We start from the raw sequence: 13,188 nt of genomic DNA on the forward strand, positions 1-13,188 counted from the left end.
TTCGTTTCGGGTATGATAGAAGTGGAGGCGATACGATGAAACAAGAGATGACGATTACGACAGCGTATGGAACAATTGCAGGAACTTTTCTTTCGCATGAGGAGCCTCGGGCGACTATTGTCATGTTGAGTGGGAGTGGGCCAAGTGACCGTGACGGAAATATGGGTGGCGTCGGCTTTAATACGTACGGGAAGTTAGCTGAGGCGCTATACGATCATGGCTATAACGTCTTTCGGTATGACAAACAAGGAATCGGGAAGTCGGATGGTGACTTCAATAAGGTCGGGTTACATGATTTGATTAACGATGCGATTCTAGTCGTGCGGACGATTCGACAACTCGCAGATGTGAATCATCTTTATATACTCGGTCATAGTGAAGGGGCAGTCCTTGCGCCAGCTGTACAATTGGAGACGAAATCCGATGGACTCATTTTATTGTCAGGGTTCCATGAGTCATCGAAACAGATGTTTTTATATCAGGCAGACGCCTTAGCAAAGGACGTCGAACGTGTCAAAGGATTAAAAGGCATGTTTTACCGGGTGACAGGGGTGGCGAAAAAGGTGAGACAGCGGCAGGATGACTTGCTCGAGCGATCTTTACGCACGAACGTCTCCGCTTTTAAATATAGAGGACAAGTCGTGAACGCAAAATGGATTCGCGAACATGCCTCGTATGACGTACGGGAGCGGTTAGAACATGTCACCGTTCCAGTCCTTGCGATTACAGGGGGACGTGACGTACAAGTCCCACCGGAGCACGTCCATATGATTCAGACGAAAGGGGAGGTTACGTCCTCTATCATCGATGACATGAATCACCTACTCGTGAAGCGAGATTCACCGCATTCTCTTCTGACGCTTCATAAAGAATACCGCGAGGCGATCGATGAACCAATTCATCCAAAACTCGTGCAAGAAGTGGTGGAATGGTTAAGAAAACAGTCATAAACATAAAAAACGGTCATTAAATGACCGTTTTTTATGTTATAATTGTGACATATTGATTGAATATGAATGTTTTTGAATGATTTTAGTTGTTTTTATAATGAAAACGCTTTATATTAGACGTATGGAGGGAACAAGATGTTAACGAAACAACGACATCAGTTGATATTACAACGCTTATCTGAGCAGAAAGTCGTCAAATTGAAAGAGTTGGTTGATTTGACGGATTCATCCGAGTCGACGATTCGTCGTGATTTGACGGATCTCGAAGCGGAAGGATATCTGGCAAGGGTGCACGGGGGAGCGACACTCATCGCGACTCCTGACGAAGAACCGACATTTGAAGAGAAACGAGATCGTTTCGTCGATGAAAAAGTTGCGATTGCACGGAAGGCCGCAACATTCATTGAAGATGGGATGTCGATCTATTTAGATGCCGGGACAACGACTCAAGCGATGGTACCGTTTTTAGAAGGAAAGAACATTGTCGTCGTCACGAACAGTCTACCGATAGCGAATGAATTATTTGATCTTGATATTAAGACGTTTGTGATAGGCGGAGAATTGAAACGGTCGACTCAAGCGCTCGTCGGATACAATGCACGCGAGAGCATGATGAATTATCGAGTTGACCTCGCTTTCCTCGGAATGAACGGAATCGACCTTGACGCAGGCTACACGACACCGGACCCAGAAGAAGCGCTTGTCAAAAAGACGGCAATTGAATTGGCACAGACGTCATACGTGCTCGCGGACGCATCGAAAATCGGGAAACGAACGTTCAGCCGAGTCGCCACGTTAGACGCTGCGCAATTGATCACATCAAGCGATGCATCAATGAGTTCCATCCAAACAATAACAAAGGTGGTGAATGCGAAATGATTTACACGTTAACACTCAACCCTTCTATTGATTACTATGTGACATTACCAGAAGTAAATTTAGGAGAAGTAAACAGAATCGAAGAAACGACCGAACGAGCAGGTGGAAAAGGGATCAACGTTTCAATCGTACTTCGAGAATATGAAAAAGAAACGAAAGCGCTTGGCTTTATCGGTGGAACGACAGGTGATTTCATCAAAAAGTCGCTCGTCGACCATGGCGTGCACACGGATTTTGTTGAAGTGAACGGAAATACCCGAATCAACGTCAAGATTCGTGCAAAAGAAGAGACCGAATTGAACGCGAGCGGACCGAACATCACGGATGGTGAACTCGAACAATTAAAAGCCAAGTTCGACCAAGTCGATGAAGGTGACATCGTCGTTCTTGCAGGAAGTATCCCAAGCAATTTACCGGACTCGTTGTACCGGAGAATCGCTGAATCGATTCGCGAAAAAGGTGCCGACTTCGTCGTCGATACGACGAAAGACGCCATGCTTGAAGTCCTTTCGCTCGAACCGTTGATGATCAAACCGAACCATCACGAGTTAGGCGAACTGTTCGATACAGAGATCGAGACGTTTGAGGACGCTCTTCCTTATGCGGAGCAGCTCGTCGAACGTGGCGCGAAAAACGTCATCATTTCGTTTGCAGGAGATGGAGCACTACTCGTCAACAAGGACGGTGCGGTCACGGCAAACACACCAGTCGGGAAACTCGTCAACTCAGTCGGTGCCGGAGACTCACTCGTTGCCGGATTTGTCGCAAACGTCAAAGAAAAAGGCGAGCAGGAGGCGTTCCGCTACGCTGTCACAACAGGTAGTGCGTCCGCATATACATTTGGTCTTTGTTCAAAAGAAGATATTGATCGATTGATCGATCAAGTACAACTCACACCACTCAAACGAATGGAGGAAACAACATGAAAATCACGGACTTGCTTCAACGCGATACGATTCAATTGAATCTTCGTGCTAGCTCTAAGCGTGAGGTCATCGAAGAACTCGTCGATGTCCTCGACCGTGCCGGCAAACTATCTGACCGCGATGGATATCGTGACGCCATCTTAAAACGTGAAAGCGAGAGCACGACTGGACTCGGAGAAGGGATTGCCATCCCTCACGCGAAAACGAGTGCTGTCCAAACACCAGCAATCGCCTTCGGACGCTCAGAAGGAGTCGATTACGAAGCGTTGGACGGTCAACCAAGCCGCCTTTTCTTCATGATTGCGGCAGGGGAGAACGCGAATAACGAACACCTTGAAACGCTCTCTAAATTATCGGTTTACTTGATGGACCCAGCATTCCAAGAGCGCCTCTATGCAGCGACTTCTGAAAGCGATGTCATCCGTGCCATCGAAGAGAAGGAAGCGGCAGAAGAGAAGCCAGAAGTCGTCAAACCGACGAACGAAGATGCTCCGTTCATCTTAGCGGTCACGGCTTGTCCGACAGGAATCGCCCATACGTATATGGCAGCCGACAGCTTGAAACAAAAAGCGGAAGCGATGGGCGTCGATATTAAAGTCGAAACGAACGGTTCTACTGGAGTGAAGAATGAGCTTACACGGGCAGACATCGACCGTGCTACAGCTATCATCGTCGCAGCGGACAAAGCCGTGGAAATGGAGCGTTTCGCCGGAAAACGTGTCATCGAAGTACCGGTCGCACAAGGGATCCGGAAACCGGAAGAACTCATCAATCGTGCCGTCAATCAAGATGCACCGGTATATGAAGCTTCCAAAACGTCTGGTGCACCAAAAGAACAACGTACAGGTGTCTATAAGCACTTGATGAGCGGTGTATCTGCGATGCTACCACTTGTCGTCGCAGGTGGTCTCTTGATCGCAATTAGTTTCTTCTGGGGCATCAACTCTGCTAACCCGGATGATCCATCTTACAATGAATTCGCAGCACAGTTGATGACAATCGGTGGAGCAGCATTCGGCTTCCTCGTTCCGATTCTTGCAGGTTTCATCGCGATGTCGATTGCCGATCGTCCAGGTCTCGCACCAGGTCTCGTCGCAGGGGTACTCGCAAGCCAAGGGAACGCTGGATTCCTCGGTGGTCTCATTGCCGGTTTCTTGGCAGGTTACGTTGTCCTCTTCTTGAAAAAGACACTCGCGAAATTGCCTGCTTCGCTTGAAGGAATCAAGCCAGTTCTTTTGTATCCGTTACTCGGATCGTTTATCTCAGGTATGATTATGTTGCTTGTCGTCAATGAACCGATCGCAGCACTTATGACATGGTTGATGGATACGTTGAACAGCATGAGTGGAGCGAATGCGATCCTTCTCGGTGTCATCGTTGGAGGAATGATGGCAGTCGATATGGGTGGTCCGATCAACAAGACAGCATACGTGTTTGGTACGGCAGCTCTCACAGCAGGAAACCAAGAAGTCATGGCAGCCGTCATGGCGGGTGGAATGGTACCACCAATCCTTGTCGCACTTGCATCAACCGTATTTGCTCGCCAGAAATTCTCGAAACAAGAGCGTGAAGCTGGTAAGACTGCGTACATCATGGGTGCTTCATTCATCACCGAAGCGGCCATTCCGTTCGCTGCTGCTGACCCAATTCGCGTCCTACCATCTGCCATCCTCGGTTCTGCAATCGCAGGTGGATTGTCAGCATTCTTCGCGATTCAATTACCGGCCCCACACGGTGGAATCTTCGTCTTCCCACTTCTTGAAGGTGCTGGAAATGTCGCGATGAGCATGGGACTCTATGCTGTTGCGATCTTGACAGGTGCCCTCGTCGGTGCATTGCTCCTTTCATTCTTGAAGAAGCCGTTGACGACATCTACACCAGTGCAATCAAAAGAAGTCGCATAACCCGAGAGAGTCGTTGCCTCAGTAGAGGTGGCGGCTCTTTTTTTGTAGTAGAAGAACGATGAAAATTCACATAATCTCGGATTGCAAGTTGGAGATTTGTGGTAAACTATTTGTAAAGCTTCGGGTTAGGAGGGGGTCACATTGGACATTCGAGTCGCCAAACCAGATGATGTGTATGGGATTGCGAGAGTGCGTGTGAACGGATGGCGTACGACCTATCGGGGGATCGTACCGACTGAGTATTTATTGAAAGTTTCGTCCGGTTCCATCGAATGGGCAGAACGATTGCGGACAGCGCTTCGCCGGCAGGAAGTCGCCGGCTTTGTGGCGATTGTGGATGATGAGATTGTGGGCTTCGTCCTTTACGGAGAAGAGCGTACGGGTGAGTATCCAGACCATACGAACGAAGTGTATGCCATTTATATTTTGGAAAATCATCAAGGGAACGGAATCGGGTCCGCTCTCCTTGAACATGCCGTCCAATCGATGTGCGAGGCGGGACTTTTGATTTGGGCGCTTGAGATGAACCCATTCCGCACATTTTATGAGCGGAAACAAGGGCAGGTCATCGACCAAAAGGATCGGGAATTTGGTGAATTGTTACTCCGTGAAGTGGCGTACGGTTGGGAAACGACCCGTCATGATTCGATTATGGGTGCCTAAGCTTAGTGACTGTAGGAATGTTCTACGGTCTTTTTTTGTGCCGATCGGAGCTTTTTTCTTGGACGATGAAGTCTACTTTTTAGCAACAATCGTGAACTCCCATGGTATATTTTCACCGTTCCACCCTCTATGCTCATCAAACTGTTGCAATGTGAATCCGACTGAAATCACTGAATTGATGATGTCACTCAATGTATGGTGACTTAAACATACAGATGGGAAGTCATGTTGTTCATCTGGAGAAAAAAATTGCCTATAGGAAATGTCGTCTTGAAAAGGTTCGCGGTTAAAATACTTAGGGATGTAGACGAATTCAGGAGTGATGCATGTTTTTCTCGGGTGATTGTCACTTAAGATGAGTTCTGCCAACCTTTAAGATGGAATACAAAACATCCATCAATTGAGCGAGGTCGTCGAAGTAATGTAAGATTCCTCCCTCTAAATAGAGAAGGTCGAAATGATGTTGATACTTTTTCATATCGAGATCAAGAATATCACCAACGACATATTTAATCGCAGTGTTGGAACAATCGGCTAGTTCTAGTGCATATCGTTTATTTTCCTCTGATAGGTCAAATATCGTCACCTCTGCCCCTAGGATAGAGAGCGGTACGGCTTTTCTTCCATTGGAACCACAGATGTTTGCGATGTTCAATCCTTCGACGTTATCAAAATACTTGCTGTGTTTCTTCAAGCTGGCCCGAGGATCTTTCAAAATCTCGATTGATTTTTCAGATGGAGTTCCGTCTCGTTTACACCAAAATTCATAGGCGCGATATTCCCAAGCCTGCTTGTTTTTTGACTTTGTTTATTCATAGCGATCTCCCTTCCTTTTCCCTAGTATCGATTCGTCGAGAAAGCCATCAAACAATTTTAGCACTATAATGGAAGTATATATAATAATTTTACATTGATATATTGTCAATAAATCTATGTCTAGTAAGGACGAATCTGGATAAATTTAAATGTAAAAGTGAGGTTAGGGAGAATGATTAAAGGAATTTACGAGGCCCACTTGCCGGTGAGTGATCTAACTGAATCAATTCGATTTTATGAGAAACTAGGTTTAGAGTTGGCATTACAAAATGAGAAATTGGCCTTCTTTTGGATTATAAAAGGGGAGAGCTGGATTGGACTATGGAAATCTGGTCAAGTCAATTTACCGTATCATCCATCAATCCGCCACATCGCTTTTCGAATAGAGGAGCAAGATTTAAAATCGATCAAAGCGTGGCTTGAAGATCGGGGAATTGAAATTCGCACTGCCTTTAAGATGACACCGGAACAGCAACCTTTAGTTCTTCCGAATGTCCCATTTGAACATGCGGCCATTTACTTTGAGGACCCGGACGGAAATTCGATTGAACTCATCACGTTTATTGGAACGAACGCAGAAGAAATGGCTAGCATAGTTCCATACAAAGATTGGATTTGGAAATAACGAGTCTACATAAATGATTCGAACAAAGGAGAGAACATATGTTATTTCATTTTCATGTATGGACACCACACGTCGAAGAAACTGAGAAATTCTATGCGGGTCTAGGATTTCAAGTAACCCAACGAATCGGTAAAAAGGATGGGGAATTTAAGTCATTCGATCTACCACTCAAATGGGATGATTTTAGAGAGCAGTCCATTCGTTTTAGAATCATTGAAATGAAGCGAGGAGCGACGAATATCACATTTGGTTACGGGAAGAAAGTGATGTTTGATCATATTGGTTTTTTAGTATCAGAAGAGGAAAAAGTGAATGTGATAGAACGAGCAGAACAAATAGGATTGACGGTTCAATCAAATGAATGAAGAACGTTCATCCATACACCTTACGGATTTCGAATCGAGCTGCAACAGCATTTAGATGCTGTTCAATCACGTTCTGAGAATCGTATTCATCGATTGAATATGGAAACGAAAACGGCAGGTCTTGAAGATGTATTGCAACAATTATTCAATTGTCCTGTCCCGCAAATCGTTGTAACTGAATCGGATCACACACAGTTAACGCATGTTAACCTGATGAGTGATAGTGCGATCAGTTCAACTGATCCGAACGGTATTCAAATCATCCTATCAGAATGATTAATAGATGAAAATTTTTAAAGGGGGCAGAGAAAATGATAGATTTTGAGCAAGAAATTCAAAAGATACAAACTATGGCACAATCGCCAAAGAAGCTGTTCCTTGCAATCCGTGCCGCCAGAGAATTAGTTCGAGAGTACCCAGACGAATTCATCGCCTGGACGACTCTCATTAGTGCTGAAATGGATACGCCGGAAGAAGACTATGAAAGTGCCTCCAAACACTTATTCGAAGCATTTGATAAGTTTCCGGAGCATACGATTTTCTTCGCCCTCGGCGTATATCTTGAATCAACTTTCGTCTATCCAGTATATGACGAAACAAAGATCGAAGAGATCAAGTCGATGCTGAATAAAATGGATGCTAAATCAAAAGGGATCCTCTACTATTCAATGGCCAATCTACATGAATTCGAACGTCCAGATCAGTATGAACCGTATCTGTTAAAGGCGATAGCGGAGTACCCAGAATTTCCTCGTTACTATCTTTGTCTTGGACGGTACTATATCTCAAACGAGAGTATTGAAAAGGGAAAGCAGTATGTAAGAGAAGGCTTGCTAAGAGTAAAAGAGTGTTTCAATGAAGCATCGCCCCTAGAATTTGAAATTTCTTTATATACGTTTATCGATGAAGAAATCGGTGGACTTTATATGTTAGATGAGTTTTACAAGGAATATAAAGAAATGTCCTTATGAATCAATTAAAAATAGTGTTGTTCCATAATATAAACTCTTCTATACTGAATTGAACAAAAATTCCAAATGAAGGGTTGGGGAAAGATGGAACATCGGAAAATCTGTATCAAGATAAGTGGAGCCGCTCTGGCTGGTGATGGAACGGATAATTTTGACGAAATGAGCCTCAGCCTGATAGCAGAAGAAATATTGTCACTCGCAAATAGCGGGGTTGAAGTGTGTGTCATGGTCGGCGGGGGAAATCTCTTCCGAGGGAATCAAGCAGAAACGTGGGGGATCAATCGAGTGGAAGCTGACAGCATCGGGACGCTCGGGACAGTCATGAACTCATTGATGCTGCGTGGCATCTTGAAACGTGATGCCAATCGAGAAGTACGCGTCATGACGTCGATTCCAATGCCAAGCGTTGCCGAGCCATACATTCAACTTCGGGCCATCAATCACTTGAAAAAAGGGTATGTCGTCATTTTCGCAGGCGGTAACGGTCAACCGTTCGTCTCTTCAGACTACCCGGCTGTTCAGCGTGCCATCGAAGTGGGATGCGATGCCCTGTTTGTGGCCAAGAACGGTGTCTCCGGCGTATTTGACCGAGACCCTCGGTTGGACTCGGAGGCGCGCCAATACGAAACTCTACACTATAACGACGTCATCGCTCATGATTTGAAAGTGATGGATCAATCGGCATTACTTCTTGCAAGAGACCACGGTTTGCCGATTCACTTGTTCGACTTCAAAGAACGGAACGCCATTCATCGGATTCTCCAAGGAGAGATCATTGGAACGATGATTCATCACCATGACACGCAACTTTTGCAGAATTGAGGGGACGATATGTATGAAGTAACAGATGGTCACGTCGTCGGGACAAACGGAATACCTGTCTCGTATTCGTTCCTGCAGCCTGATTCGTCATCCGATACGCTCGTGATGTTGTTACCCGGATACGGATATACAAATGATTCCCCGATGTTTCGCTATACGACAGCGTTATGTTTAGAGAATGGATTGAATGTTCTTGAAGTCAACTACAATTATCGGGATGAGCGGTATGATTCAGTCGATGTATCAGTGGCGATTGTTGACGATGTTCGTCTCGTCATCGACCAAGTGCTACAATCCCATTCTATTAATGAATACATAATCATCGGAAAATCGCTCGGTACGATGGCGATGGCAAGTGAGCTTACCCGAAACGTGTTTCATGATGCCAAACTGGTTTGGTTGACACCGTTGTTGAAACAAGACGACATATACGAAGCAATCCTGTCCCATAAAGGTAAACAGCTCGTGCTTATGGGAACGGCGGACCAACATTATATAGATGAGAGAATGAAGCATCTTGAACATCTGGGCTTGACCGAACTCGAGATTGTCGAACAGATGAATCATAGTCTCGAGTACACAGGAGAGACATACCGGTCACTACGGTTACTTGAAACACTTCTCAAGCGAGTGGAGCAATTTATCATTGCATCATAAAGTTGTAAGGTGGTGAGTGTTCATAGGATACTCATCACCATCTACAAGGGGGAATCGATCTGGAATTTACCACTTAACGTTTGGAAATCAGACCATTCAGAAAGAATGATCTGCCTGCCACATTCAACATCTATAAAAATGCTGACGTGTGTAGATATCTATTACATGACTCTTGGACTTCTGAGAATATGAATGAAGCGTTTACTAAAAAACTGATGAATTCTACTCTTACCGAGACAAGTACGTTAAATTTAGCGGTCGTACATCAAGATGAAGTGATTGGAGATCTCACTGTCTGGTATACGGGTATGAAAGAAACGGTAGAAATCGGGTATTGTTTTTCTGATTCACATTCAGGAAAAGGGTATGCGACTGAGGCAATTAAGGGATTACTTGAAAAATTGTTCCACGAGTTCAACCTACATCGAATACAAGCCAATCTTGATGCAAGGAATGTCGCTTCTCAAAAAATATGCGAGCGAATCGGAATGAGAAAAGAAGCTCATTTCTTGAAGGACTATTGGAATAAGAATGAATGGACCGATAGCATGGTGTATGGAATACTGCATGAGGAATTCAATATGCGATCAGACAATCAGTAAAAAATGGTACAAAGAAAAGGAGATGACATACGCCATCTCCTTTTCGTTTATAGTTTTTCAACGACCGTTTTCGGGTCGACTCGTTCTGTATAGTCAGCGGGCACATCACTGAATGAAATCGTACCATCCGGTTGGATGATGAACGTCGCTGGCTTTGGAAGTTGCCAGTCCTCATTGCCGTTATGTGCATCGACGCGAAGACCAGATGCCTCATAAATCTCAATCAAATAATCCGGCATATCAAAGACGAGATCGAATTGGCGTGCGACTTGATTGTCCACGTCGCTCAACACGTAAAAATCGAGCTCATTCTTCTCTTTCGTAGATAGTGAGTAATCCGGAGTCTCCGGGCTGATTGCGACGAGTGTGGCGCCCTTTTCCTCAATTTGTGCCAATTCTCGCTGATACGCTCGGAGTTCGAGGTTACAGTATGGGCACCATCCACCGCGATAAAACGTGACGATGACAGGTCCTTTTTCAAGAAGTGTTTTCAAACCGACTTCTGTCCCATCCTCATGAGGCAATTCAAACAGCGGAGCTTGATCCCCGACTGCTAAACCGGTAGCCACCCCTGATTCTTTCAATTCTTGTGTCGCCTGCGCCATCAAACGTTGTTTTTCGGCTGGCGCTTTTTGCTTGAATTGATTTTTATACGCTTTGATTTCTTCCAATAATGTATTCATGTTTTTACCCCCTTTTCCGATATGTTAACTTAATACATTTCGGATTACGAATAAAATGATTTGCCGTTATGTTCTGAATAAAGTGAAACTCCATTTCAGCTTCCGAAAAATAATTTTCGAATAATTCAATCAATGATTAACATCTATTTTTCCTAACCGATATTGTAAGTAACCCAAGGAGGATTCGGTACCCCATACCGATGCTTCTTGAACATTCTATTCGGGGTAAGGAGATGTTTTATGAGACAGAAACGTACCATCAGCATCAAACAAAAATTAATTGTCTTATCAGTTCTATTACTACTCATTCCAGCAACATTGATCGGGGTCGTCGCTTATACGCAGGCGAAACAAAAAATCGAGTCACAAATGATCCAGTCTGCCAATTCGGGGGTAGACCGGATGAATAATGAAGTGGCGAATTTGATTGCTCCGATTCAGACGGACATTTCATTCTTCTCCAATCGGATTGATGCATCCATCTATGAAGAAGGTGAAGACAATCAAGCGTTAGCAGAAAAGTTCACGGAATACTTAGACACACACCCTAAAGTGACAAATATTTATTTTGCCTCAGCGGAAGGTACGATGACGATCTATCCTGAGCAAGAATTGCCGGAAGGGTACGATCCACGGACTCGTCCTTGGTATGAGGCGGCAGAAGCGAGTGGTCAAGACGTCGCCATCACGAATCCATACGTAGACGCCGCTTCTCAAAAAATGATGATCACGGTCTCTAAAAAGACGGCAGATGGTCGCGGGGTCGTTGCGGTTGATGTGGACGTGAATGATATTGCAGAAGTCGCAAAGAATATTCAAATCGGTGAAGAAGGATATGTGGCCATCTTCGATGAGGCCAGACAAGTCGTCATTCATCCATCGATTGCTGTCGGAGAGAAATCAGAAGAGTCATCGATGGAATCTGTTTTTGCAACAGATGAGGGAATCCTGTCCGCTGAAGAGAATGGAGAGGGTGTCGAAAAAGCGTTCGTGACGAACCCGCTCACAGGGTGGAAAATCACAGGGACCCTATACGATGGTGAAATTCAAGACGAGACTGTCGGCATCCTTTGGACGACCGTGTTCGTCATTATCGGTATGTTCGGTGTGGCGGCTATTCTTCTATATTTCGTTCTCCGGTCGATTTTGCGTCCGTTACGTCTATTAACCGAGGGGGCAGAACGGATTAAGTCCGGCGATTTGACTGAACCGATCCCTGTCTTATCGAACGATGAAATCGGTCGCGTCTCAGAGAGTTTCAATGAGATGAGTGCCTCACTACGGATGCTTTTACTTCGTCTCGACGATTCAATTAGTCAAGTCGCGGCATCTTCGCAGGAATTGATGGCGAACTCCGCACATAATTCCGCTTCGTCAGAACAGATTGCTCGTGCGGTCGACCAGATGGCGGTCAGTGCCGATGGTTCAAAACGTCAGCTCGATGACAACGCGACGTCACTCCAGGCCATCACGTCCGGAATCATGCGCATCTCAGAGAGCTCGATGGACGTGTCTGAACTATCACGTGAGACGTCAAATGAAGCAGAAGATGGGTCAACGACCGTGCGAGAGAACGTTAAACAGATGCAGGCGATCGATGCATCGGTCGTCACGTTTGAAGGTGTCATCCAATCGTTGGCACATCGTTCAAGTGAGATTGGAGAAATCGTCTCGGTCATCAACGGGATTGCAGAACAGACGAACCTGCTCGCTTTGAACGCAGCGATTGAAGCGGCACGTGCCGGTGAGAACGGGAAAGGGTTCGCCGTCGTGGCGAGTGAGGTCCGAAAGCTTGCGGAACAGTCCCAACAGTCGACGAAACAAATTGCGGCATTGATTGACCGCATCAAACAGGAGACGGAACAATCCGTCCATCTGATGCAAGAAGTATCCACTCATACGAAAGCCGGTCTCATTTCTTCAGAAATGACGGCAGATCGATTTGAGAAAATCAAAGAGCGAACGGTCGCGATGACACCGCGAATCGAAGATGTGACCGCAACAGTCGAGGAAATTGCGGCAAACGTCCAAGAAGTAGCGGCGACCGCATCCCAAATTGCTGACATCGCCGACGAGAACTCAAGTGTCTCCAAACAAGTCGCAGCGACGACAGACGACCAGTTGAAATCGATTGAAGAAGTGTCACAATCGGCGAAGGCGCTCGCGACGATGGCAGAAGAACTACAAGACCTCGTCTCAAGATTCAAACTATAAAATGAAAAAGAAGCAGAGCGACGTGAACTGAACCAAAAAAGTTAGACACTAAATAATTTTGTTAAGCGACTTTTAGAACCTGCGTCCGGTATTCAACCGGGCTCAGGTTTT

Annotated in this window: 15 protein-coding genes; 13 read left to right on the top strand and 2 right to left on the bottom strand. The window is 45.5% G+C overall.

Going from position 1 to position 13,188, the window contains the following annotated elements; translation table 11 throughout:
* The first annotated feature begins 35 nt into the window (after positions 1–35).
* From KNO92_RS14050 to KNO92_RS14070, 5 genes are all read left to right on the top strand, one after another.
* On the top strand, positions 36–950 hold the full coding sequence (locus KNO92_RS14050; protein WP_214761815.1) for an alpha/beta hydrolase: 915 nt from the start codon (positions 36–38) through the stop codon (positions 948–950).
* A gap of 135 nt (positions 951–1,085) precedes the next feature.
* Positions 1,086–1,829 (top strand): DeoR/GlpR family DNA-binding transcription regulator, encoded by a 744-nt coding sequence (locus KNO92_RS14055; protein ID WP_214692149.1) that lies wholly within the window; start codon positions 1,086–1,088, stop codon positions 1,827–1,829.
* On the top strand, positions 1,826–2,755 hold the full coding sequence (gene pfkB / locus KNO92_RS14060) for a 1-phosphofructokinase (RefSeq protein ID WP_214692151.1): 930 nt from the start codon (positions 1,826–1,828) through the stop codon (positions 2,753–2,755). Before KNO92_RS14055 ends, pfkB begins: the two co-directional genes overlap by 4 nt.
* Complete coding sequence (locus tag KNO92_RS14065) at positions 2,752–4,659, top strand: PTS fructose transporter subunit IIABC (protein ID WP_214761817.1); 1,908 nt, start codon at positions 2,752–2,754, stop codon at positions 4,657–4,659. Before pfkB ends, KNO92_RS14065 begins: the two co-directional genes overlap by 4 nt.
* 141 nt (positions 4,660–4,800) lie before the next feature.
* Positions 4,801–5,322, top strand: coding sequence for a GNAT family N-acetyltransferase (locus KNO92_RS14070; protein WP_214692154.1), 522 nt, complete (start codon positions 4,801–4,803; stop codon positions 5,320–5,322).
* 346 nt (positions 5,323–5,668) lie between these two features.
* Here the strand turns inward: KNO92_RS14070 and KNO92_RS14855 are convergent, their stop codons facing one another.
* A complete protein-coding gene (locus KNO92_RS14855; protein ID WP_353047409.1) occupies positions 5,669–5,908 on the bottom strand; it encodes a class I SAM-dependent methyltransferase in 240 nt (79 codons plus the stop codon).
* Positions 5,909–6,310: 402 nt separating this feature from the next.
* Here KNO92_RS14855 and KNO92_RS14080 point away from each other — a divergent pair, with 402 nt between their 5' ends.
* The 7 genes from KNO92_RS14080 to KNO92_RS14105 all read left to right on the top strand — a co-directional run bounded on the left by KNO92_RS14080 (position 6,311) and on the right by KNO92_RS14105 (position 10,180).
* Entirely contained in the window at positions 6,311–6,763 is a 453-nt protein-coding gene (locus KNO92_RS14080; RefSeq protein ID WP_214761819.1) for a VOC family protein, read from the top strand.
* A 38-nt stretch (positions 6,764–6,801) separates the two neighbouring features.
* Positions 6,802–7,128: a hypothetical protein gene (locus tag KNO92_RS14860; protein ID WP_251127133.1), complete on the top strand. Its 327-nt coding sequence runs from the start codon at positions 6,802–6,804 to the stop codon at positions 7,126–7,128.
* A 99-nt stretch (positions 7,129–7,227) separates the two neighbouring features.
* Entirely contained in the window at positions 7,228–7,404 is a 177-nt protein-coding gene (locus tag KNO92_RS14865) for a hypothetical protein (protein WP_251127134.1), read from the top strand.
* Positions 7,405–7,439: 35 nt separating this feature from the next.
* Positions 7,440–8,099, top strand: a complete 660-nt coding sequence (locus KNO92_RS14090; RefSeq protein ID WP_214761821.1) for a tetratricopeptide repeat protein — start codon at positions 7,440–7,442, stop codon at positions 8,097–8,099.
* 84 nt (positions 8,100–8,183) lie between these two features.
* A complete protein-coding gene (gene pyrH, locus KNO92_RS14095; protein ID WP_214761823.1) occupies positions 8,184–8,921 on the top strand; it encodes a UMP kinase in 738 nt (245 codons plus the stop codon).
* A gap of 9 nt (positions 8,922–8,930) precedes the next feature.
* Positions 8,931–9,578: an alpha/beta family hydrolase gene (locus KNO92_RS14100; protein ID WP_214761824.1), complete on the top strand. Its 648-nt coding sequence runs from the start codon at positions 8,931–8,933 to the stop codon at positions 9,576–9,578.
* 80 nt (positions 9,579–9,658) lie between these two features.
* A complete protein-coding gene (locus KNO92_RS14105; RefSeq protein ID WP_251127135.1) occupies positions 9,659–10,180 on the top strand; it encodes a GNAT family N-acetyltransferase in 522 nt (173 codons plus the stop codon).
* 47 nt (positions 10,181–10,227) lie between these two features.
* On the opposite strand, the gene KNO92_RS14110 is transcribed toward KNO92_RS14105, so the two are convergent.
* Positions 10,228–10,863: a peroxiredoxin-like family protein gene (locus KNO92_RS14110; RefSeq protein ID WP_214761826.1), complete on the bottom strand. Its 636-nt coding sequence runs from the start codon at positions 10,861–10,863 to the stop codon at positions 10,228–10,230.
* Positions 10,864–11,103: 240 nt separating this feature from the next.
* On the opposite strand from KNO92_RS14110, the gene KNO92_RS14115 reads away from it, so the two are divergent.
* On the top strand, positions 11,104–13,077 hold the full coding sequence (locus tag KNO92_RS14115) for a methyl-accepting chemotaxis protein (protein ID WP_214761828.1): 1,974 nt from the start codon (positions 11,104–11,106) through the stop codon (positions 13,075–13,077).
* Positions 13,078–13,188 lie beyond the last annotated feature (111 nt).

The sequence above is a fragment of the Exiguobacterium sp. s129 genome, from assembly GCF_018617585.1.
GTDB classification, from domain to species: domain Bacteria; phylum Bacillota; class Bacilli; order Exiguobacteriales; family Exiguobacteriaceae; genus Exiguobacterium; species Exiguobacterium aestuarii_A.